General features: G+C 67.2%; 18 protein-coding genes and 1 pseudogene. 12 read left to right on the top strand and 7 right to left on the bottom strand.

Annotated features, from left to right (window positions below):
- The first annotated feature begins 14 nt into the window (after nucleotides 1-14).
- A complete protein-coding gene (locus KIH78_RS01510; RefSeq protein ID WP_219130933.1) occupies nucleotides 15-1,712 on the top strand; it encodes a serine/threonine protein kinase in 1,698 nt (565 codons plus the stop codon).
- A gap of 82 nt (nucleotides 1,713-1,794) precedes the next feature.
- Nucleotides 1,795-4,374 (top strand): excinuclease ABC subunit UvrA, encoded by a 2,580-nt coding sequence (locus tag KIH78_RS01505; RefSeq protein ID WP_219131001.1) that lies wholly within the window; start codon nucleotides 1,795-1,797, stop codon nucleotides 4,372-4,374.
- Nucleotides 4,375-4,443: 69 nt separating this feature from the next.
- On the opposite strand, the gene KIH78_RS01500 is transcribed toward KIH78_RS01505, so the two are convergent.
- Nucleotides 4,444-4,806 carry a hypothetical protein gene (locus KIH78_RS01500; RefSeq protein ID WP_219130932.1) on the bottom strand — a complete coding sequence of 121 codons (363 nt, stop codon included), beginning with the start codon at nucleotides 4,804-4,806 and terminating at the stop codon, nucleotides 4,444-4,446.
- A 255-nt stretch (nucleotides 4,807-5,061) separates the two neighbouring features.
- Here KIH78_RS01500 and KIH78_RS01495 point away from each other — a divergent pair, with 255 nt between their 5' ends.
- Entirely contained in the window at nucleotides 5,062-6,423 is a 1,362-nt protein-coding gene (locus tag KIH78_RS01495) for an MATE family efflux transporter (RefSeq protein ID WP_219130931.1), read from the top strand.
- 98 nt (nucleotides 6,424-6,521) lie between these two features.
- Nucleotides 6,522-7,052, top strand: a complete 531-nt coding sequence (locus KIH78_RS01490; RefSeq protein WP_219130930.1) for a PadR family transcriptional regulator — start codon at nucleotides 6,522-6,524, stop codon at nucleotides 7,050-7,052.
- 91 nt (nucleotides 7,053-7,143) lie between these two features.
- Here KIH78_RS01490 and KIH78_RS01485 read toward each other — a convergent pair.
- Nucleotides 7,144-7,779, bottom strand: a pseudogene (locus tag KIH78_RS01485) (NADPH-dependent F420 reductase); the annotation flags it as partial.
- 265 nt (nucleotides 7,780-8,044) lie between these two features.
- Between KIH78_RS01485 and KIH78_RS01480 the strand changes: the two are divergent.
- On the top strand, nucleotides 8,045-8,578 hold the full coding sequence (locus KIH78_RS01480) for a PadR family transcriptional regulator (RefSeq protein ID WP_236034327.1): 534 nt from the start codon (nucleotides 8,045-8,047) through the stop codon (nucleotides 8,576-8,578).
- Nucleotides 8,579-8,613: 35 nt separating this feature from the next.
- Here the strand turns inward: KIH78_RS01480 and KIH78_RS01475 are convergent, their stop codons facing one another.
- From KIH78_RS01475 to KIH78_RS01465, 3 genes are all read right to left on the bottom strand, one after another.
- Entirely contained in the window at nucleotides 8,614-10,233 is a 1,620-nt protein-coding gene (locus tag KIH78_RS01475) for a PolC-type DNA polymerase III domain-containing protein (RefSeq protein WP_236034326.1), read from the bottom strand.
- 160 nt (nucleotides 10,234-10,393) lie between these two features.
- On the bottom strand, nucleotides 10,394-11,194 hold the full coding sequence (locus KIH78_RS01470; protein WP_219130928.1) for an ABC transporter permease: 801 nt from the start codon (nucleotides 11,192-11,194) through the stop codon (nucleotides 10,394-10,396).
- Nucleotides 11,191-12,042, bottom strand: a complete 852-nt coding sequence (locus tag KIH78_RS01465) for an ABC transporter ATP-binding protein (RefSeq protein WP_420830089.1) — start codon at nucleotides 12,040-12,042, stop codon at nucleotides 11,191-11,193. The genes KIH78_RS01470 and KIH78_RS01465 overlap by 4 nt, the downstream gene beginning before the upstream one ends.
- 135 nt (nucleotides 12,043-12,177) lie before the next feature.
- Between KIH78_RS01465 and KIH78_RS01460 the strand changes: the two genes are divergently transcribed.
- Both KIH78_RS01460 and KIH78_RS01455 read left to right on the top strand, forming a co-directional pair.
- Complete coding sequence (locus tag KIH78_RS01460; RefSeq protein WP_214314916.1) at nucleotides 12,178-12,942, top strand: response regulator transcription factor; 765 nt, start codon at nucleotides 12,178-12,180, stop codon at nucleotides 12,940-12,942.
- Between the two features lie 17 nt (nucleotides 12,943-12,959).
- Complete coding sequence (locus KIH78_RS01455) at nucleotides 12,960-13,985, top strand: sensor histidine kinase (RefSeq protein ID WP_219130927.1); 1,026 nt, start codon at nucleotides 12,960-12,962, stop codon at nucleotides 13,983-13,985.
- Nucleotides 13,986-14,023: 38 nt separating this feature from the next.
- Here KIH78_RS01455 and KIH78_RS01450 read toward each other — a convergent pair whose 3' ends face one another.
- Nucleotides 14,024-15,352, bottom strand: a complete 1,329-nt coding sequence (locus tag KIH78_RS01450; protein ID WP_219130926.1) for a serpin family protein — start codon at nucleotides 15,350-15,352, stop codon at nucleotides 14,024-14,026.
- Nucleotides 15,353-15,614: 262 nt separating this feature from the next.
- Here KIH78_RS01450 and KIH78_RS01445 point away from each other — a divergent pair, with 262 nt between their 5' ends.
- Complete coding sequence (locus tag KIH78_RS01445; protein ID WP_236034325.1) at nucleotides 15,615-17,018, top strand: MFS transporter; 1,404 nt, start codon at nucleotides 15,615-15,617, stop codon at nucleotides 17,016-17,018.
- A 105-nt stretch (nucleotides 17,019-17,123) separates the two neighbouring features.
- Nucleotides 17,124-18,959, top strand: coding sequence for a beta-glucuronidase (uidA, locus tag KIH78_RS01440; protein ID WP_219130924.1), 1,836 nt, complete (start codon nucleotides 17,124-17,126; stop codon nucleotides 18,957-18,959).
- A gap of 38 nt (nucleotides 18,960-18,997) precedes the next feature.
- Here the strand turns inward: uidA and KIH78_RS01435 are convergent, their stop codons facing one another.
- Nucleotides 18,998-19,561 (bottom strand): DUF3592 domain-containing protein, encoded by a 564-nt coding sequence (locus KIH78_RS01435; protein ID WP_219130923.1) that lies wholly within the window; start codon nucleotides 19,559-19,561, stop codon nucleotides 18,998-19,000.
- Nucleotides 19,562-19,814: 253 nt separating this feature from the next.
- On the opposite strand from KIH78_RS01435, the gene KIH78_RS01430 reads away from it, so the two are divergent.
- The 3 genes from KIH78_RS01430 to KIH78_RS01420 all read left to right on the top strand — a co-directional run bounded on the left by KIH78_RS01430 (nucleotide 19,815) and on the right by KIH78_RS01420 (nucleotide 23,159).
- Complete coding sequence (locus tag KIH78_RS01430) at nucleotides 19,815-20,528, top strand: methyltransferase domain-containing protein (RefSeq protein WP_236034324.1); 714 nt, start codon at nucleotides 19,815-19,817, stop codon at nucleotides 20,526-20,528.
- Between the two features lie 63 nt (nucleotides 20,529-20,591).
- Nucleotides 20,592-21,557 (top strand): L-lactate dehydrogenase, encoded by a 966-nt coding sequence (locus tag KIH78_RS01425; RefSeq protein WP_219130922.1) that lies wholly within the window; start codon nucleotides 20,592-20,594, stop codon nucleotides 21,555-21,557.
- Between the two features lie 300 nt (nucleotides 21,558-21,857).
- Nucleotides 21,858-23,159 (top strand): MFS transporter, encoded by a 1,302-nt coding sequence (locus KIH78_RS01420; protein WP_236034351.1) that lies wholly within the window; start codon nucleotides 21,858-21,860, stop codon nucleotides 23,157-23,159.
- The last annotated feature ends 21 nt before the right edge of the window (nucleotides 23,160-23,180 follow it).

Raw genomic sequence — 23,180 nt, 5'->3', positions numbered from 1 at the left:
AACGAAGCGGACAGATGGATGACACGCAGACGCTGCACGCCATGATGCTGGACGACGCCTACCGCGTCGAACGCACGCTCGCCGACGGCACGGGCGGCGTCACCGAACTCGTGACGTTGGACGGCGCAGGTCCGTTCGTGCGCAAGAAGATCCCACTGCGTCTCGCCCGCCGACGCCTCTGGTCCACGCTCGCCGATTGCCGGTCGCCGCGCCTGCCGCGCGTCGAAGCGACCTACGAACTGCCCGACCGGTTCGTGGTCGTCTACGACTACGTGCCCGGCGTCACGCTCGAACGGTACGTGGACGGACACGGAAGCCTCGCTGCGCCCGAGGCGACGGCCATCGCCCTTCAACTGTGCGAGGCCGTGGGCGAACTCCACGCGCACGGCATCATCCACCGCGACGTCACGCCCACGAACATCGTCGTCTCCGCGGACGGCGCCCACCTCATCGACTTCGGCATCGCCCGCGAACGCGCCGGCACCGTCGCGGGCGACGTGGCGCGCGCACGCGACACGACCGCGCTCGGCACATGGGGGTACGCGGCGCCGGAACAGTACGGCTTCGCGCCGACGGACGCCCGCACCGACGTGTACGCGATCGGGCGCGTGCTCGGCTTCATGCTCACCGGCGTGGACCCGTCCGACGTGACGGTGTACGACCGTGTGCTCGCCGACGACACGGCGTCGCCGCCCGCGTTGCGCGCCGTCATCGCCCAGGCGTGTGCGTTCGAGCCGAGTGCGCGCATGCAGACCGTACATGAGTTGCGTGACGCCTTGGAGCAGGCGGAACACGGTACGGAAGGCACGGCGCAGGCGGCCGCCGTCCCGTTCACGGTGCCCATGCCGCCGACGGCCACCGATGGTGCCGTCACCGATGGCGCGAACATGTCGACCGGCGTCGCTCGTCGTGCTTCCGCCTCCCGCCGCGTCGTCGCGTGGACGTCGGCCGGTCTCGTCGCGCTCCTGCTCGCCGGCGGCGTCGGATACGCGGCGATGCGTTTTGTCTCCGCCGGAAACGACGTCACGGCCACGTCGCCGACGACGTCGCGGCCCTCGACGGGCGACGGAGACACGTCTTCCGGCGACGACACGACCGGTGGCGATACGGCCGGCGGATCGGACGCCGTAGCGCACAACCCGCTCGAACTCGTCGAATCCGGCTGGTCCGCGGAAAACGGGTACGTGGAATACGCGCTCGTCCTGCGCAACACGGATACGACGCACGCCGTCCGGTTCCCGCGGGTCACCATCACCGGCAGGGACAAGGATGGCTCCGTCATGTTCTCCGATATGCCGACCTTCCCGCTCGTCTTCGCCGGCGAGACCGCATACTTCAGCGGGCAGAGCGGCGACGGGGAGCAACCCGCGACCGTCGAGTTCGCGGTCGGGACGCCCGCCTCCGACGATCTTCTCGACACGGGCGGCGCCGAATCGTACCGTGTGCACGACGTGAAGGAACGCAGAACGGACTTCGGCGGCGTCACGTTCGCCGGCGAGGTGACGACCGACCGCGACGACGACAACGGCAAAGGCGTATACACGGACGACATCATCGTCACGCTCGTCCTGCGCGACAAGAACGGACATATCATATTCGGACGCAACGAGTACGTCGCCAAACCGGCGAAGGGGACGAGCCGCGCGTTCTCCATCGAAACCTACGACCTGCCCGCATACGCGTCATACGAGATCCACGCGCACACCTCGTGAGCGGACCGGCACCGGACGTGCGCTCGCCTGCGCGCCGCATGCGGCATCTACAATGGGCCGCATGGCAGACGAACGGACGGACATGCGGTCGAAGGAACGGATCGACGCGGGAAAGTGGCATGCACCCACGGCCATCGAGGTGCGCGGCGCACGCGTCCACAATCTCAAGAACGTGGACGTGGACGTCCCGTTGAATGCGCTCACCGGTGTGGCCGGCGTCTCCGGATCCGGCAAAAGCTCGCTCGCATTGGGCGTGCTCTACGCTGAAGGCTCACGCCGCTACCTCGAGGCGCTGTCCACATACACGCGCCGCAGGCTCACCCAGGCGACACGCGCGCAGGTCGACGACGTGCGCCACGTGCCCGCCGCGCTCGCCCTCCACCAGCGTCCCGCCGTGCCCGGCGTGCGCTCCACGTTCGGCACGATGAGCGAACTGCTCAACAGCCTGCGGCTCCTGTTCTCCCGCTGCGGCGCGCACGTGTGCCCGCACTGCGGCGCACGCCACGAACCCACGCTCGACGTGGCCGCCGAACTGCCCATCCGCTGCGCGAAATGCGGCGAAACGTTCTTCGGTCCCGGCGCCGAATCGCTCGCCTTCAACTCGGCGGGCGCATGCCCCACCTGCTCCGGCACCGGCGTGGTGCGCGAGGTGAACCTCAAGGCGCTCGTGCCCGACGAATCGAAGACCATCGACGAAGGCGCCGTCGCCCCATGGGGTTCGCTCATGTGGGACCTCATGAAGGACGTGTGCCGTGCGATGGGCGTGCGCACCGACGTGCCGTTCCGCGAACTCACGGACAAGGAGCGCGACATCGTCTTCCACGGGCCCGCCGTCAAGAAGCACATCCTCTACCGGTCGAAGAAAAGCGACGACTTCGCCGAACTCGACTTCACCTACTACAACGCCGTGTACACCGTCGAGAACGCGCTCGCCAAAGCCAAGGACGAGAAGGGGTTGAAGCGCGTCGCACGCTTCCTCGAGGAGAAGCCGTGCGCCGACTGCGGCGGCACGCGTCTGAGCGAGGCCGCCCGCGCGCCCCGCGTGCGCGGCGTGAATCTCGCCGAAGCGAGCGCGATGACGTTGGACGAGGTCGTCGCGTGGGTGCGCGACGTGCCCGGTACGCTGCCGGAGCCGATGCGTCCGATGGCGACGAACATCGTCGAATCGTTCCTCGATGTGGCCAGACGACTGCTCGAGTTGGGCCTCGGCTATCTTGCGCTCGACCGTGCGGGCGCGACGCTGTCCACCGGCGAACGTCAGCGCGTCCAGTTGGCGCGTGCCGTGCGCAACCGGACCACCGGCGTGCTGTACGTGCTCGACGAGCCGTCCATCGGCCTGCATCCGGCGAACGTGGACGGGTTGATCGGCGTGATGCACGACCTCGTGGCGGACGGCAACACGGTGGTCGTCGTCGACCATGACGTGCGCGTGCTCGAGGCGTGCGACCATCTCATCGAGATGGGGCCGGTCGCCGGCGCCGGCGGCGGGCATGTGATCGCGCAGGGCACGGTGGCCGACGTGGCGGCCATGGGGGAGCGGGGCAGCCGCATCGCGCCGTTCCTCGACGAAACCGGTCCGAAGCGGGTGCGTCCGCGGGTCGATGCGTCGCGCATGTTCGAGGTGGGCGCGATCCACATGGAGACCGGGCCGCTGCATACGGTGAAGCCGCTGGTCGTGGACGTGCCGTGCGGACGGCTCACCGTGGTGACGGGCGTGTCCGGTTCCGGCAAGACCACGATGGTGCTGGAGTCGCTGATTCCCGCGCTGCGCGCGAACGCCGTCCGTGCGGACGGTGCCGGTACCGTCGGTGCGGATATGGGCGATGTCGCGTCGTCGCCGGCGCTTCCATCACACGTGCATGCGATCGATGCGCCCGGCATCGTGCGTGCGAACCTCATCGACGCGACGCCGATCGGCGCGAACGTGCGTTCCACCGTCGCCACGTACGCGGGCGTCCACGACGACCTGCGTCGCGCGTTCGCCCGCACCGACGAGGCGAAGGCGGCCGGTTGGAAGGCCGGTGACTTCTCGTACAACACCGGGCGTCTGCGCTGCCCCACGTGCGACGGCACGGGTTCGATCTCGCTCGACGTGCAGTTCCTGCCCGACGTGAGCATCGACTGCCCCGACTGCCGCGGCTCGCGCTACGCGCCGGCCGCGGCGTCCATCCGGCGCGTAGCGAAGGACGGACGCGCGTTCACCCTGCCGCAGCTGATGGCGATGAGCGTCGACGAGGCGCTGGACGCGACCGCCGACATGCGCAAGGTGCACGCGCGGCTGGAGACGCTGCATGATCTGGGCCTCGGCTATCTCACGTTGGGGGAGCCGACACCCGCCCTGTCCGGCGGCGAGGCGCAGCGGCTGAAGCTCGCCAGCGAGATGGGGCGCGTGCAGTCTGACGCCGTGTTCGTGTTCGACGAACCGACCATCGGCCTGCACCCGTTGGACGTGCGCGTCCTGCTCGGCGTGTTCGACCGGCTCGTGGCGAGCGGCGCGACCGTCGTCGTCATCGAACACGACCTCGACATGATCGCCAACGCCGACTGGATCATCGACATGGGTCCCGGCGGGGGAGCGGCCGGCGGCCGCATCGTCGCCGCCGGCACACCGGAGGACGTCGCCGCGAACCCGGAGAGCGTGACGGGACGGTATCTGCGGTAGGGCTTGTCGGGGCGAATCGGCGACGTTCCTCATCCCGTCGGCGTTGCCGCGGGATGAGGAAGACGGCGATCAGTCGTCGTCGTGGTCGTCCTGGTCGTCGTCCGAATCGTCATCCGAGTGATCGTCCTGATCGTCGTCGTTCGAATCGTCGTCTTGGTCGTCCTGATCGTCGTCGTTCTGATCGTCCCGATCATCGTCATTTCGATCGTCGGAGTCGTCGTTCTGATCGTCCTGATCGTCGTCGTCCCGGTCGTCATCATTCGAATCGTCGTCGTCCGTCGACCCGCTCTTCGACGATTCCCCGGACGGGGAGGAAGGCGTGGACGGCGCCGGCGCCGCGGGGGACCCGCAGGCTGCGAGCCCCATGACGAGCATGCAGGCCGCGATGAACGCGACGATGATGGTGGTGATGCGCTTCGTTGCGATGGTCATGATGGTGTCGAACCCCTTGATACAAGTGTGTGACGGCTCCCACTTCGACCGTCATGACTGATTATCCCCGACTTTCCGTCCGCGCGCATGCCCCCGCGGCGTGAGCGTCGTCACACGTCGCCATGCATGACGGGCATGGGCGACGTGCGGATGCGGGCATTGGACGTGGAGGTCCGGATGGTCTTCAATCCGGCGCAGCCGAACGGTGAGCCGCGTCCCCCGAAGCGTGCGGATGGGCGAGTACAGTGTCCGGATGTGCCCCAGATACAGCAGATCAGACGCGCGACCGCCGACGCGAAATACCATGAGATGACCGAGAAACCGGTCAAACCGCTGATTCTGCGTCTGTGCATCCCGGCGGTCGTATCGAATCTGGTGACCACCGCGTACAACCTCACCGACACGTTCTTCATCGGCCAGTTGGGCACCTCCCAATCGGGCGCGATCGGCATCGCGTTCTCCATCATGACGATCCTGCAGGCGCTCGGATTCTTCTTCGGCAACGGCGCGGGCAACTCGATGAGCCGGGAGCTCGGCAAACGCAACGACGAGCGCGCCTCCAAGCTGCTCGCCATCGGATTCGCGGGCGCCGTGCTCTCCGGACTCGTCGTGACCATCGTCTGCCTCGCCACCTTGCGCCCGCTGGTCGTCGCGCTGGGCTCGACCGCGACCATCGCACCGTACGCGGTCACCTATCTGACGCCCATCCTCGTGGCCGCTCCGTGCGTATGCGGCTCGTTCGCGCTGAACGGCCTGCTGCGCTACCAGGGCCAGTCCGCATTCGGCATGGTAGGCCTCGTCTCCGGCGCGTTGCTCAACTTCCTGCTCGCTCCATTGTTCATATTCGTCCTGCGGATGGGCATCTTCGGCGCGGGTCTCGCCACCGGCATCTGCCAGACGGTGAGCTTCGTCATCCTCACCGTGATGAGCGCCCGGTTCGGCGTATTGAAGCTGTCGCTGCGCAACTGCCGTCCCGACCCGCTGCTCCTGCGCGAGATCGCGGGCGGCGGTCTCCCCTCGCTGATCCGGCAGGGCGCCGGCTCGATCGCCACCACGTGCGTGAACATCGCCGCCAACCCGTTCGGCGACGCGGCCATCGCCGGCATGGCCATCGTCATGCGCATCATGCTCGGCGCGAACTCGGTCATCATCGGCCTCGGGCAGGGCTTCCAGCCGGTGTGCGGCTACAACTACGGCGCCGGCAAGTTCGCGCGCGTGCGCGAGGCCTACTGGTTCTGCGTGAAGCTGTCCACATGCGTGCTGCTCGTGTTGGGCGTCGTCATCTGGGTGGCCGCGCCGCAATTGGTCGAGGTCTTCCGCTCTGATCCGGCCGTGGTCGCCGTCGGCGTCGCCGCGTTGCACTTCGAATGCGTGACGGTGGTGTTGAACGGCGTGAACATGATGGGCAACATGATCTCCCAGACGTTGGGGCAGACCGGCATCGCCTCGTTCCTTGCCGTGTGCCGCACCGGCCTCTATCTGGCGCCGATCGTGCTCATCCTGCCGCACTTCCTCGGCGTGACCGGCGTCGAGGCCGCCCAGTCGGTGGCGGACATCCTCACGTTCGCCACGACCATCCCGTTCATGCGTCATATCCTCGGCAAGGTGTTGCGCTGAATTCGAGCGGATGGGCGTCCCGCTCCGCCGCAGGCGAAGGGCATCCGTGCCGGCCGCTATCATGGCGTGAGTATGTCGAAACGAGGTGAGTTGAGGGTATGAGCCTGATCGAGATGATGATTCTCGGATTCCTGTCCGAGAAGACGATGTGCGGCTACGAGCTGCGCAAGAAGATGGAGCAGCTGCAGGGGGACATGCGCAAGTTCAGCGACGGCGCCATCTACCCGGCGACCGGCCGTCTCGCCAAGGCCGGGCTCATCTCCGAGCAGACCGACGTGCGCGACGGTCGCCAGCGCCACCTGTTCACGTTGGAGCCGGCCGGCCGCGAGGCGCTCGTCGAGGCGTTGAAAACCGCGGACGGCTTCATCCTCACCGATTTCAACCGGTGGCGCGTCGTGCTCACCTTCCTGTCCGTCGTACCGGACAAGGCCGACCGCGACGCGGTGCTGCGCCGCCGCTACGACCTGCTGTCCGGCGGCGACGTGCACTTCTTCTACTGCGACGCGGGCAACCCGCTGTCGATCGACCACATCGACGACCCGTACCGCCGCGGTCTCATCACCGTGCATGACGCGCAGGTCGCGGCCGAACTCGAATGGCTGCGTTCGATGCTCGGCATCGAAGCATAGGTGTGTTTCCGCGTTCCCTCATGACGAACGGCTGGGCCCCGACGCGAACCGTATCGCGTCGGGGCCCAGCCGTTTCTGCGCGGATGGCCGCTTACTTGACGACCTTGAAGCCGCCGGTCCACGGGGTCTGCTCGGTCACGCCGAGGACGATCTGCAGGGCGCCGTAGCCCTCGAGGTACTGGGCGCGCTTGAGCGGGCCGGCGTCCACGGTCTTCAGGCCCGCGGCCTCGATGAACGCGGCGACGGACTTCTTGGCTGCATCGTCGTCGGAGGCGAGCTGGACGACGGTGGGGGCGCCGTCGTTGACGCCGGAGGCGAGGGTTGCGGCGAAGGTGGTGTTGAAGCCCTTGACGACCTTGGACTGCGGCAGCTTGCCGGCCAGCCATTCGGCGGCGGACTTCGCGCCCTCCGGCAGCGCCAGGTCGAAGGTGGTGAAGTCAATCGGGTTGGACACGTCGACCACGGTCTTGCCGGCCAGCTGGTCGGCGTAGGCGGCGAGGACCTCCTCATAGGCCGGGAACGGCAGGGCAAGCACGACGATGTCGCCGGTGACGGCCTCTCCGAACTTGGCGCCGGTGACGCCTTCGGCCGCGGCCGCGGCCTTGTCCGGGTTGCGGTCGATGACCTGCACGGCCGCGCCGGCCTTGGCGGCGATGCCCGCCACGGCGGATCCGATGTTGCCCGCGCCGAAGATGGTGATGTTGCTCATGGTGGTTTTCCTTTCGTCGTGCCGTGCGTCCGGGGTGGATGCGCGGTGTGGTTGCTGTTGTCCGCTTGTCGCCTCCGGCGGCGGCCCTCGATTGGGGTTCCCGTCGCCCTGGCGCTGGTCATCACTCTATTCGAGGTATTGATATATTTCAAGCTGAGATATATCGAATCAATGTATGACAGGCTGCAGAATGGCGGAATTCCGCGACGGGGGAGTCTGGTGACAGGTGTTCGCCGTCGGCGTGTCGTTTCGAGATATCTCGAAGAGAGATATCATGGTGGGCATGATGAACACGATAGAGCTGATGACCTTGGGGTTCCTCACCGAAGGTCCCGCATGCGGCTACCGGCTGCGCAAGAAGATGGAGCAACTGCAGGGATACATGCAGGCGGTCTCCGACGGCACGCTCCATGCCGTCACCGGACGCTTCGTCAAGGCCGGATACATCGGCGAGACCTACACGGTCGTCAACGGCCGTCGGCTGCGCGAATTCCACCTCGAACCCGCCGGCCGCGAGGCGCTTGTCGAGGAACTCAAGGGCACGAGCGGATATATGCTCACCAACATCACCAAATGGGCGGTCGTCATGTCGTTCCTGTCTGTCATTCCCGACGAGGACGACAGACGCGCCGTATTGCGCCGACGTCTCGACTCGCTTGCCGAAGCCGACGTGCGGCGCCTGTACAGCGACGGCGAAGGCCCCATCGACAACGACAAGGTCGAAGACAAATACCGTCGCGCCGTCATCGCCATCCATGACGCCGAGATCGACGCCGAACGCGCGTGGCTGGAACGCGAGCTCGGCGTCCTCGAATGACCGACGGGGCCTGTGGCGGCCGACGGTCATTCCGGTCAGCGCCTCCAGTGACGGCGACGGCTGACGATGCGCTTGCCGCCCACGCCCGCCTTGCCGTTCGGGCCCCACGGCCCGCGGGCCTCCACCTGCAGCTGCTTGAGATGATGCTTCATCGCGAGGAGCATGATGTGCGTGTCCTCGAGGCCCAGGTGACGTTCGGCGTCGTCCTCGCGCAGCGCGCCCTGGCGCTTTGCGTACGCGTCGAGACGATTGTCGCCGTCGGGATGCTCCTCGCTGGGGATGGAGCCCTCGTCCCACAGGCGGCTCATCGGCAGCGTGTCGATGATGGTCACATGGCCGTTGCGGTACGCCTCCGCATACCCCTTCACGTTGAGCATGAAGAAGCTGTGCTCGAACGTGGCCATGTGCGCCACGAACGGCTGCGCGGTGAGACGCTTCAGCAGATCGGCCTGCGCGGTCTGGTCCTCGTCGAACATCGGATAGTCGATGCCGACGCGCTGCCTGATGTCGATGCCGGTCAGCTGGATGATGAACGGGTTGCCGTGGCGCGCCGCCTCGTCGGTCACGCCGAAGGAGAACCGGTGCTGGTCGTACGCGTCTCCGCCCTCGTAATAGTCCTTGTCGTACTCGTAGCCGGTGGGCGCGTCCGCCGGACGTGGGGACTTCATGTTCATGTATTCGAAGCCCACGTCGATGATGTACGCGCGGTACGGTTCCGTGCCGTTCGTCTCCAGGTCGATGCCCATCACCTTGTCCACGTCGCGTCCCGGCAGGAACACCTCACGCCAATAATCCTTCGGGCGCGCCGCCTCTCGGGCGGCCACATGCTCGGCGGCCGCATGGCGGGACTTCTCGAACCGGGCCTCCGGCACGGCGGTCTCGTCCCGGTTCACCTGCTCGACGGACGGCACGGCCGGGTTGTCGTCGTTGATGACCGGCTGTCCCTCGATGAGATAGTCGGGGCTGCCCTGATCCGAACTCGAATCCGCAGGCGCCGATTCGTCCGGCCCCGCCTCGACGGACCCGTCCTTCACCTCGTCCGCCTCGAACAGGGCGTGCTCGCGGTGCAGCCGCGCGGCCTCGCGCTTGGCGCGGTCGGCCTTGCGCTGTTCGGCGCGCGCGTTGACGATCTCGGCGGTGCGGTCCTGGATGTCGTCGACGACCACGCCGTCCTTCGCGGCGGTGAGCACCGGCACGGTGACGCGCTCGCGCTCCTCGTCCTCGACGGTCCACAGCCCTTCCGCGATGCCGCGGTCGCGCAGCAGCGCGATCTGGTCGTTGAGCCTGCGGTCCGCGTAGGCGAGTGCACGCGGCAGGTCGTAGGTCTTGATGCGCCGGTCGAAGTCGCGCATGAACGTCATGCTCATCTTCGCGATGATCGCCTCGAGGCGGTCGCGAATCCCCAGATTGGCCTTGAGCAGGTCGTGCGCGCTGGACGTGGCGCCGGGCTCGTAGTCGTCCGGGGAGGCCACGCCGATGCCGTGCTCCAGGTCGAGCGAACGCACCCAATCCCAATCGATGTCGTTGCCGTCCGCGTCCTTCAACATGATGTACGACCACTGGCTGATGCCTTCCTTCGCCTCGGTCAGCCACGAGCGGTCGATCGCATATCCACTGTTTTCCATTGTCTTGTCGCTGTTTTCTTCGCTACTCATACTCATTCATACCTGCGGGAGCCACGTCCCGTCAGCCACCATGGTAGCGCCCGTGTGCGGCGGGTCGGGGGAATCGCCGGAAAACAATGGGAAAACGAAGGGCGGCGGGACGGCGTCCATGTGAAGCCGTACCGCCGCCCACCCCGACCCGTCACGGCGGTCAGCGGGTTCCGCGCATGGCCTGCGGCCTGAACTGGTCGGATGCGGTGAAGCAGGTGCGGTACACCATCGCCATGATTAATCCGTCGGCGATGAGCGTCAGCGCGGAGATCGCGGCGAACACGACGAACTGGTATTTGGCGGCCTCCAGCGGGTCGCCGCCGGCGATGACCTGGCCGGCCATCATGCCGGGGATGGTGACGATGCCGCAGGAGGCGAGCGTCGCCATCGTGGGCAGGAGTCCGAGACGGATCGACGAGACGATTGACGGTCTGGACGCCTCCCAAGCGGTGGCGCCCAACGCGAGCATCGTGTCGATCTCGTCGCGCCGCTCGTCCATGCTCTCGTAGAATCGGCTCAGGCCCACCGCCAAGGCGGAGACCGTGTTGCCGAGCAGCATGCCGGTCAGCGGCACGACCAGCTGCGGCGCATACCACGGGTGGGGGCGCACCACGAGTTCCGTGACGAGCGCGATCATGAGCAGCATCGTGATGGTCAGGCTCAGCAGCACCGGCCCCGCCAATCCCTTCGGTATGCCTTTGGCGCGCGAGAGGGTGATCTGCACGGCGGCGACGAGCATCACGCCGATCGTCGCGAACACGAGGAACACGTTGTCCGCGCGGATCACGTAGCCGATGACGAAGCCCATCGCGCACAGCTGCAGCAGGGCGCGGCACGCCGACCACAGCAGCGACCTGCCGATGCCCATGCGCATGAGCCCGCTCACGCCCGCGGCCACCGCCACCATGGCGAGGGCCACCATGAGGCCCCAGACGTCGATGTCGTACGCGTTGCCGCTCATGCCCGCTCCTCCTTAGGTCCGTGCTCCGTTCCGTCCGCCGTGTCGGCCGCCGTTCCGTCCGTCACAGCGGCCGGTTCCGCCTCCGATTCGCTCAACATCCCGTCGGCCAGGGTGACGATGCGTGCAGCCCGTCCGTCCGGCGGCCGATGCCTGATGCGGACGATCGCCATGCCGCGTGCGGCCGCGTCCGCCATGATCTCGGCGACCTTCTCCGCGTTCCCGTCATCCAACCCCGCATCCACCTCGTCGGCGAGCAGCACCTTCGGACGGGTGAGCAGCGTGCGCGCCAACGAGACGCGTGCCGCCTGTCCTCCGGACAGGTCGTGCGGGGCGCGGGTCAGGTCGATGTCCTTACAGCCCATCGCATCCAGCGTCGCGCGGATGCGCTCCTCCGGCAGCAGTTCGCGCGCCTTCGCCGCATCATCGCGGAACAGGCGTGCGAACCTGGCGACCGGTCCCGGACGCCGCGTCGACGCCGCCGGACCGGCGGCGTCGACGGCTTCGTCGGCGCGCACCGCCAGCATGTACGGCAGGCGGATCGCGTCGGCCACCGTGGCGCCGGGCAGAATCGGCTTCTGCGGCAGATACGCGACCTCCCGCCGCCAACGCTGCGGCGTGAACCCACCGGAATCGCGGCCCTGAAGCGCGAACGAACCGGTCGCATGCGGGTTCAGCAGCGCGAACGCCGTCAGCAGACTGCTTTTGCCTGAACCGGACGGCCCCACCAGGTCGACGATCTCGCCCGCGTCGATCGCGAAGGACAGACTGGCGAAGACCGTACGGTCGCCGTCCGGAGACGGCACCGTACACGACACCCGCTCGGCGGTGAACACATGCATTCCACTCATATCGCGCACGGTACGTCCAAGCGCGGCCCCAAGCCAATCCCCCGAGCGTTTCTTAGCGCGGCCTTAGCGGTTCGGAGGTCTGATATAACCGTAGGAACAGGTGCGATGGCGCCGTGAACGGACGAGGAGACGACGATGACGATACGGAAGGCCGCTGACGCCGACACGGACCGCACGGCAGGAAACGGCATGGCGGGAGACATGGCCTCCCATGCCGTGACGGACCCCGAACGCCTGCTACTGCCCGCGGTCCTGTTCGTCGAGGACGATCCGAGCCTCGGGGCGATGACCACCGAAATGCTCGGCGCCGACCATCGCGTCGACTGGGCGCAAACGGAAGGGGAGGCGCGCGACCTGCTGTCGTCGAACCGCTACGACGCGCTCGTCGTCGACCGTCGCCTGCCCGACGGCGACGGCCTCGACCTGGTCAGACGCCTGCGCGCCGCCGGCGTCACCACGCCCGCGCTCATGCTCACCGCGCTCGCCGAAGTCGACGACATCGTCGACGGACTCGACGCCGGCGCCAACGACTACCTGACCAAACCGTTCCACTTCGCCGAACTCGAGGCCCGGCTGCGCGCCCTCCTGCGTGGCTTCCACGCGCAGGCCTCATCCATCATGATCGGCGACTGGCTGCTCAAACCCGGCGGCAACCTCATCGAGGATCCGGAGGGACGGTCCACGCCCCTGACCGAAACCGAAACGAAACTGCTCGCCACGCTCGCCTCCTCGCCCGACCACGTGTTCCCGCGCGAGGAGATCCTGCGCGCCGCGTTCTCCGATGGCAGCGACATCGGTGCCGTCGACGTGTACGTCTCGTACGTGCGCGGCAAGACCACGCGCCGCATCATCGACACCGTGCGCGGCCGCGGCTACCGCATCGGCGACCCACGCGGATGAGACAGGAGAAACGCATCATGAAGAAGCATGGGAACGACGGGGCCGGAACGGCGCACGTCGGCCGCATCGCCGGAGGCGGACACGTCGCCGGACTCATCAGCCTGCGCATGACCGTCGCGATGGCCGTCATCACCGTCGTCGGCGGCATCCTGTACATCCTAGGCGTGCTGCTCGGATCGCGCCACGAATTCACCGAACGCGGCCTCGACCCGAACGCCATGAGCGTCACCGAACAATTCGGCTCCGGCATGATGGTCATCGACACGCGCAAGGCCATCGGCTTCACCGTCCTGTTCGTGCTCGGCGTCGTCGCCGCGGTCGCACTCGTCGGCCGATACTACTCGCACAAAGAGGTCGCGCCGCTCGAACACGCGTTCCAACTGCAGAAGGACTTCGTCGCCGACGCCAGCCACGAGCTCAAGACGCCGCTCGCCGTCATCGCCACACGCATCGACCTCATCGACTTCCGGCGCGCACACGGCCAACCCATCGACGCGCCGCTCGCCGACCTCAGAGGCGACGTGGACCGCATGAACGCGATCATCACCGACCTGCTTGTCGCCGCCCGAGGCGCCGTCGACGCCGAACCGGTGCCGCTCGCCGGCGTCGTCGACCAATCCGTCGACGCGGTCCGCCCGCTCGCCGACAAGCGCGGCGTCACCATCGACACGCACGTCGACGGCGACCCCGCGCATCTCATCGTGCGCGGCAACGCCGTGGGGCTTTCACGCTGCCTCGTCGCCGTATTGGACAACGCCGTCGCGCACGCGCCCGACGGCACACGCGTCACCGTCTCGCTCGGCTACCACCATCGCGGCGACGCCGTCATCCGCGTGAGCGACCACGGCACCGGCATCGGCGGGAACCCCGAGCGGCTGTTCCGCCGGTTCGCGCGCGACGACGGCGGCACCGCCCATCAGGGCTACGGTCTGGGACTCGCTTTGGCGCGCGACGTGGCGAACCGCTACGGCGGAACGCTCGACGTCGAATCCACGTCCGCGAACGGCACCACGATGCGGCTCACACTGCCGTTGACGTCGTGACGTCCTTCGCCATGTGGCGGGCGTGACGTCCGGTGGCGTCACAGGTTGCGTACGGCGCCGACGAACAACGGGACGCCGTCCGGTGTGGACAGCTCGTAGAGGAACGGACGGTCCACGGTGAACTCGACCCACTTCTCCTCCGCGGGAGCGCCGGCGGCGTCCACATTCATCTGCGTGAACGCCGCCGCCTTCGCGCCATGCTCGTTCACCTCGATGCGCGTGCCCTGGATGACCTCGCCGATGAACGGATTGCCGGGCAGCCCGTCCTGTTCGACCATGCGGGAGAAATCGGCGTCGTCGGAGGAGAACGCATCCTCGACACCGAGACCGCGCAGAACGCCCATGATCGTATCCGACGCGAACGTGCCGTCGACGGTGAAACGCGGCAGCGTCATGGCGACCTTCGCCGTCGCGGCGTCCGCCGTCATCGCCTCGCGCAGCAGGTCGGGGTCGCCTGCGATTGCGTCGAAGGCCGCACGTTCCGGCAGGAGGATCGTGAGCGCGCCGCCGTTGTCGAACGGGATCGACGCGCGCCGCCACGAGCCGTCCCCGGCTTCGGCGTAGTCGATTCCGTCGAACGACCGCATCATCATCGGCACCTCGGACTCGTCCGTGACGCCGTGGAACGTGTCGTCCATCGTGTCTTCCGGTTCGAACGGGCTCTCCCAGCGGCCGTCCGCGTACACGGTGTCGATGATCGTCAGGATGGTGTCCTCGTCGAGCTCGATGTCCGGCTTGAGCATGCCGTGGGTGTTGTCCGCGACCCAGCGGCCCATCCGTTCCGCCGCCCGTTGGTCCATGGCGAGCGAGTTGACCTCGGCGTCGAACGTGTCCTTCGCGGCGTTCTCGTAGGAATCCATGAGCCGGTATTCCTTGTCGACCCAGACGGAGTCGTGGAGCTCCATCGTCGACTTCGAACCGTCGTACCGTCCGTTGATGGAACGTATCAGGGAACGGTAATCGTCGTCGGCGAGCTTCGCGGAGCCCAGCGCCTCGTCCAATTGGCTGCGCGTGGCACCGTTGGTGCCCTGCGCGGCCAGCGCCAGCGCCATCCACAGCGACGTGGGGGAGTAGTTGACGTTGCCGTGCGCGTCGCCGTTCGTCTTCGCGAGGAATCCGGGCGCGGAGGAGTAGGCGAAATCCGTGACGGAGGCGGTGATGCGTTCGGTGGCGGGCGTCGCCGCGGGCTTGAGCATGGTCATGATCGTGGTCCTTCCGTCGCCGAAATGCCACCATGCGCCGAAGCCCGCGCCGAACGCCACGACGACGGCAACCGTGGCTGCGACGATGGTGCGGGCCTTTCGGGAGAACGCCCTGCGATTGCGTGTGCGGCCGGCAGGCGTCCTGCGGATGGATTGCGTGGACATGACGTCCTCCTTCACCGATCAGTCGGCGCGCGCACGTCGATGTGCGGCTGTCGACTTCCATCGTATCAGCGTGCGGAAGACCCTTCCAGGATGTCGTGCATACGGTCCTCCCGTTGCCCCTATGGCCGATGTGTGAACCATTGGTTCATGCGCTGTAAACCAGAATCAGGTACGGACGCCAATCCTGCGGACAGCCGCAGGCCTATCATGACTGTCGGTTCATGGAACGAATGGATTACATGCAAAGGAAATGGCGACAGGTATGGCATCGACTCCGACATCACTTCCGGCTTCTTCTGCTTCTTCGGTCTCCCGGATCGCCGAGGCGCGGCAGGGCCGGGCCTCGGCGGCGGTCACCGTCGCCGCATCCGTTGCCTCGTTCCTCGCGGGCATGGATGTGCTCATCGTCAACGTCGCTTTGCCCACCATCGCAGCCGACCTCGGCGGCGACATGGCCGTCCAGCAGTGGGTCGTCGACGGGTACACGCTGCTGTTCGCGGCCCTGCTGCTGCTCGCCGGCAGCCTCGCCGACCGGTTCGGCGCCAAGCGCGTGTTCCTCGTCGGCGCCGCGCTGTTCGGCGGGGCCTCGCTGTTCTGCTCGTTCGCATGGTCGATGGCGGCGCTCGTCGCCGGCCGCTGCGTGCTCGGCGTCGCCTCGGCGTTGATCCTGCCCGCCTCGATGTCCCTGATCAACGAGGCGAACCCGGACCCGCGCCGCCGCGCATGGGCGCTTGCCCTATGGGGTGCGGGCGGCGCCTCCGCCTCCGCCGTGGGACCGTTGCTCGGGGGACTCCTCACGCCGATCCACTGGAGTCTCGTGTTCGCAATCAACGTGCCGTTCTGCCTGCTCATCCTTGCGCTCTCGCCACGCATCGCGACCTCGCCGCGCCGCCCCATCCGATTCGATTGGGTGGGCCAGACGCTGGCGCTGATCGGCCTGGCCGCGCTCGTCGCCGGCATCATCGAGGTCGGTTCGATCGGGGCGGGCGCGCCCGCGACCCTCGCACTGCTCGGCGTGGGGTTCGTCGCGCTCGTCGCGTTCGCGTACTCGCAGACGAAGGTCGTCGCCCCGATGATGCCGCTTGGGCTCTTCCACGTGCGCGGCATGCAGGTCGCGTTGCAGATCGGATTCATCATGATCTTCAACTGGTACGGCATGGTGTTCATCTGCACGATGGTCCTGCAGAACGAGCGGCATATGGGCCCCTTCGCGGCCGGCCTCGTGTTCGTGCCCTCCGCGTTCGTCACCATCCTCGGCAACCTGTTCGGCGGACGCCTCATCGCCGCGCATGGCTCGAAGTTCTCCATCACGTTGGGGCTTGCGATCATGATCGCCGGATTCCTGTTCGAGTTCCTCACCCCGCAGCCCATCCCCGTGTGGGTGATCGCCGTCGGACTGAGCGTCGTCGGCTTCGGCGCCGCCATCACCACGCCCGCCGCGGCCGGCGTCGTGCTGCGCTCCGTCGCCCCGGCGCAGGCCGGCATCGCCTCCGCCATGTTCAACACGTTCCGCCAGGTCGGCGGCGCGATCGGCGTGGCCGTGTTCGGCGTCGTCGCCACGTTCCTGCCCTCCCTCGACGTGGCCCTGCGCGTCGTGTTCCTCGCCTCCGCGCTCCTGCTCGTCTACGCCCTCGCCTTCGAGCTCCTGCGCTGGCGGAAACGGTGACCGGCGTCCCGTCCCCGTCGCCGGGACGGGACGGCTATCCGGGCGTGGCGACGGCGTACAGTTGTGCCGCGGGAACGGTCCGACGATTCCGAAGGAGGCAAGACGATGACCGATGGCGCACTGCTGTATCCACGTGTGACCGCCACACGGCGCATCCAGGACATGGACGGCATGTGGGGATTCCGGTTCGACCCCGCGGGCGAAGGGGAACGGAAAGGATGGCCGACGGACGGCCTGCCCGATCCGGAACCCATGCCCGTGCCCGCCAGCTTCAACGACATCGTCACCGACAAGGCGTCACGCGAATATGCCGGCGATTTCTGGTATGAGACCGACGTGCTCGTGCCCGGCGAATGGCGAGGCAAGGACCTCTACCTGCGCTTCGACGCCGCCACCCATCGCGCCGACGTCTTCGTCAACGGCACGCACGTCGGCTCCCACGAAGGCGGGTTCACGCCGTTCGCGGTCCGCATCGACGACGTCGTCCGCTGGAACGGACGTAACCATGTGGCGGTCAGGGTGAACAACGAACTCAGCCACACGAGCCTGCCCGCCGGCACCACCGGCACGCTGCCGGACGGCACCCCGATCAACGGCCCATACTTCGACTTCTTCAACTACGCGGGGCTCCAACGTCCGGTGCGGCTCATCGCCGTACCCAAGGAGGCCGTCACCGGATACGCCACCACGTACGACATCCACGACGACGGATCCGCCGACGTGCATTACGACGTGGAGACGAACGGCACGCACGCGGTCGAGGCACGCCTCTACGACGCCGACGGCGTCATGGTCGCGCAGGCGTCCGGACGACAAGGCGTGCTGCACGTGACGGACGCGCACCTATGGAACGTGCGCGCCGCATACCTGTACCGCATCGAATTCACCATCGTCGACGACGCGACGTCCGACGAGGCCCGCATCATCGACCGCTACGACGACGAAATCGGCATCCGCACGGTCCAAGTCGAGGGACGGCGCATCCTCGTCAACGGGAAACCCGTCCATCTCAAGGGATTCGGACGTCACGAGGACAGCATCGTCAACGGGCGGGGCGAGAACCTCGCCGTCATCGCCCGCGACTACGCGCTCATGGAATGGACCGGTGCGAACTCCTTCCGCACCTCGCACTACCCGTACAGCGAGGAGGACCTGCGCATGGCCGACCGCGAAGGATTCCTCGTCATCGACGAATGCGCCGCCGTCGGCTTCATGGCCAGCCTCATGAACTTCATCGACGCGGCCAACGACTCCAATCCGCACAGGGGTCGCGGCTTCTTCGACGACCCCGACGTGCAGGAGAGGACCCTCGCGGTGCACAAGGCGGCGCTGCGCGAACTGTTCGAACGCGACCGCAACCATCCGAGCGTCATCATGTGGAGCCTGATGAACGAACCCGACTCCGCCGCCGAGTCCGCCGTCCCGTACTTCGAGGAGATCTTCGTGACCGCGCGCACGCTCGACCCGCAGCACCGCCCGCTCACCTACACGAACCTGATGATGGCCGCCGCCGGCAAAGACCGCTGCCACCGGTTCGCGGACGTCATCTGCCTCAACCGCTACTACGGCTGGTACGTGCAGGGCGGATACCAGCTGGCCGGCGCCGAAAAGGCGTTCATCGACGAGATGGACCGGTGGATGGAGCTCGAACCGGACAAGCCGTTCGTCTTCACCGAATACGGCGCGGACACCGAGGCCGGCGTGCACAAGCTGCCCAGCGTGCAGTGGAGCGAGGAATACCAGTGCGAATACCTGGAGATGCAGCACCGCGTGTTCGACAGGTACGACGCGGTCGTCGGCGAACAGGTATGGAACCTGTGCGACTTCCAGACCGGCGAGGGCATCATGCGCGTCGACGGCAACCGGAAGGGCGTGTTCACGCGCGACCGGCAGCCCAAGGCCGCCGCGTTCCTGCTCAAACGGCGTTGGGAGACCATGTAGGAGGGGCGTCTTCGCCGCGCGGTCCCCATCCTGTCCGTCTACGGCAGGAGGAAGAACAGCGCCGGCGCGAGCAGGAACAGCAGGTTCGCGCCCACGGCGATGAAGATCACCGCGAGCGCGGTCGCGGCGCCGGCGTGCCGGACCTCGGCGTACGCCCGCCATGGCTTGTCGGGGTCGTAGTGGACCGTCATGGGACTGCCGAGCGGCCACAGACGGCTGGCGGCCCTGCCGTAGTTGATGGAGCGGCCGCCCTTGGCCCGCACATGCAGCGTGTCGTCGGGCGTGACCCACAATTGAGCCTCGCCGTCCGGCAGCCACGGCGCGCGTATCGAAAGCGAGGAGACGCCGCGGAACCGGCGCAGCACCGTGTAGGTGCGTCCGTCGACCTGGTAGGAGACCAGCGGGGCGATGCCGTCGTCGTTGTCCCCGTTGCCGAAGAACCGGTAGTCCGTGACGACGCCCGTGGTCACCTCCGTGCATTTGGCGGCCGATCGTTTCACATACACCGCCAGAGCGATGCCGACGACCAACAGGATCAGTCCCGGCAAGCCGGGGGCGGAAGCGATGAGCAACGCCTGACGCCACGTGATGTCTCTGGACACTGATGTCCCTCCTCGGATCTCGAAGCGACGGGTCGCCGACCGGAGGTTCCGGCAGGCATGCACCATTATCGCACCGTGCCGGTGCGCCGGCACCCGCGATGGTGACGGACACGGCGTCCACGTGTCCGGATTGCGGATGGTGGCGTGGACGCATCGCGGCGGCGGCATTAGCGTGAGCCGCATGGTCGTATGGGATTCGGAACAGTATCTGCGATTCGGGAAGGAACGCACGCAGCCGTCGCGGGACCTCGCGATGCAGCTGCCACCGGACGACGGCTCCGTCACACGCCTCATCGACATCGGCTGCGGGCCGGGCAACAGCACCGCCGTGCTGCGCGGACGGTACCCGCATGCCGAGATCCTCGGCGTGGACAGCTCCCCCGAGATGGTCTCAGCCGCCCGCGAAGCCCACCCGGACATCGATTTCGCGTTGTGCGACGTGTCGAAGCCGGACGAGCTCGCCGCACTGGAGCAGGACTTCGACGTGGTGTTCTCCAACGCGTGCATCCAATGGGTGCCGGACCATGCGCGGCTGATCCCCTTGCTGCTCGGACTGCTGAAGCTGAGCGGCACGCTCGCCGTGCAGACGCCGATGAACTACGAGGAGCCGATCCACCGCATCATCGGCGAGCTCGTCCATTCGCCGGCGTACGCGGACAAGCTCCCGCAGGCCCGCGAGTTCTTCAACCTCACGCCGCCCGAATACTGGGAGCTGCTGCACACGCACGCCGCCCGCTTCCGCATGTGGACGACCACCTACCTGCACACGCTGCCCTCGCACGAGGCCATCATGGACTGGTACCGCGGCACCGGGCTGCGCCCATACCTGCAGGCGCTGCCCGGTGCCGCGGCGCGTGCGGCGTTCGAGGACGAGGTTTTCAACCGTGTGCGCGAGGCCTATCCGACCCAATCCGACGGCAGCATCATCTTCCCGTTCCCGAGGTTCTTCTTCACCGCCGTGCGGTGAGAACCGGGAACGGCGACGACGCAACAGACGACACAGCATTTCGAAAGGAAGGGAGACCGCATCATGGTCACCGCGAACAGAAGCCGCGTGGTCGTCGTGGGTACGGGCAGCGTCGGTGCGGCGGTGGCGAGCGCCATCGTCCAGCAGGGGTTGTGCAACGAGCTCGTGCTCGTCAACCATCATCCGCGGAAGGCGGAGGGACTTGCCATGGATCTGGCCGATGGCAGCGAGTTCCTCGGCAGGTTCGTGACGATCCGCGCGGGCGGATGGGAGGACTGCCGTCATGCCGATGTGGTCGTCGTCACCGCCGGCCCGAAGCCGAAACCGGGGGAGACGCGCATGCAGGAGCTTGGCGCCGCCATCGACATCGTCGATCCGATTCTGCGCCATATCAAGGATTCCGGGTTCGATGGCATCCTGATCATGGTGTCGAACCCGGTCGACGTGCTCAGCTGGTTCGCGTGGAGACGCACCGGACTGCCGCGCGCGCAGGTGCTTGGCTCGGGTGCGGCGCTCGACACGTCGCGTATGAAGACGATTATCGGCGAGACTACGCGTCTCGACCCGCGTCTCGTCTCCGGATACGTGATCGGCGAGCATGGCGACAGCCAGTTCGTGCCGTGGTCCACGGTTTCGTTCATCGGCAAGTCGTTCGCACGGTATCTGGAGGACAACCGTTCGCGCTATCCGGGTGTCACGCTCGCCGGCATCGAGGAGGAGACGCGCCGCCGCGGTCTTGACATCAAGGGCCTGCGCGGCGGCACCAGCTACGGCATCGCCGCCACCGTTGCGGGTCTGGTGCGCATGATTCTGTGGAACGAGCGTGGCGTCGTGTCTGTGTCCACGCTCATCGATGGCGAATACGAGTACGGCGAACGCGACGTGTTCCTGTCCCTGCCCGTCGCGCTCGACGGCGATGGTGTGGGTGATTTCGTCGACCTGCACCTGAGCGACGAGGAGCTCGCGAGGTTCCACAGGTCCGCCGCCGTCGTGCGCGACCATTGCCGCCTCATCGTCGACCGGCTGTAGGCGACTTAGGCGGATGCGGGCGACTGTAGCGTAGACCGGCGTTGTCGGCGAATCCGGCTAACGTCTGGAACCATGTGTTCCCTGTGTTGCGCCTCGTCGCCGGACAACAACGCCCCGGTGTACGCGCCCGGCTTCATCTGACATACGGTCCCGGCATGCCGTCACCGCACCGTCCACGACGGACGGTCGGCGCGGCATGCCGGTTCGACCGTATGCATGCCATGCACGGTACGGAACGGACGACCGTGCGGAACGATGAAGCGAAGGAACACCCGTATGACTGATACCCCTGAACCGACCATGCCCTTCGAGCCGCAGCCCGATTCGCGCGAGCTCGGCTGGACGCGTCGCGTCGCCCTGCTGCTCACCGGACAGGCATTCTCCCTGCTCGGCTCCAACATCGTGCAGTACGCCCTCTGGTGGTGGATCGTACTGCAGGAGAGAAGCGGCTGGTCCATGCTGCTCGCCACCCTGTTCGGCGTCATGCCGCAATCCCTCGTGTCGATCTTCGGCGGGTCGATGGCCGACCGCTACCGGCGCAAGCCGCTCATCATGCTGCCCGACCTCATCATCGCCGGCGTCACCGTCATGCTGTCGTTCGCCTTCGCGCACGGCTGGGCGAACCTGGCCATCCTGTTCGTCGTCCTGTTCATCCGCTCGGCCGGCGGCGGCGTGCAGACGCCCGCCATCCAATCGTTCATCCCCGACATCACGCCGGCCGGCGGACTGCTGCGCGTCAACTCGATCTACGGCATGATCAACTCGGCCAACATGCTCGTCGCGCCCGCCATCGCCGCCGTGCTCATCAACGTGATGCCCCTGTGGTCGATCCTGCTCATCGACGTGACGACCGCGGTCATCGGCGTCGGCTTCGTCGCGCTCATCCGCGTGCCGGAACGACGCGGGGAAGCCGCCGCGGCGGCCGCGTCGAACGTGACGGACGGCAATCCGCTCGTCTCCGGCGTCCGCCGCGCGTTCGCCGATCTCAAGGCAGGCCTCGTCTACACGATGCGGCAGCCGCGCCTCAAAGGCGTGGTGTTCGGCGACGCGCTCACCTGTTTCGTGGCGGTCGCGCCGATGAACCTGACGCTCCTGCTTATGACCCGCGAATACGACGGGCTGGACCTGGACCTCGGGTTCGTGAACCTCACGACCGCCTCCGACAAGCTCGCCGCCAACGAGCTGAGCTGGAGCGCCGGCATGCTGCTCGGCGGCCTCATCATGTCCACCATCGGCGTGAAGGTCATCCGCGACAACATGCGCGTGGCCGCATACGCTATCGCCGCGGTCGGCGTCACGATCATCGGCCTCGGGCTCGCCCCCGGACTGTTCGCCTACCTCGTCATCAACATCCTGTGTGGCATCGCCTGGGGCATGTGCGCCGCGCCGATGCGCACCGTCATGCAATCCGAATCCGATCCGTCGATGGTCGGCCGCGTCTTCGGCCTCGACACGACGCTCGCCACGCTCGGCATGCCGCTCGGCATGCTCATCTTCGCGCCGCTCGCCGACCTGATCCCGATCGCGTGGGTGTTCGTGGCCAGCGGCCTGCTCGCCCTGCCCGTCGCCTGGTACGTGCTCGGACAGGCGCGCGTCCGGTGAACGGATGCAAGAATGGAACGT

The sequence above is a fragment of the Bifidobacterium saguinibicoloris genome, assembly GCF_019331725.1.
Lineage (GTDB): Bacteria > Actinomycetota > Actinomycetes > Actinomycetales > Bifidobacteriaceae > Bifidobacterium > Bifidobacterium saguinibicoloris.
This window is presented reverse-complemented; position numbering and strand designations above follow the sequence as displayed.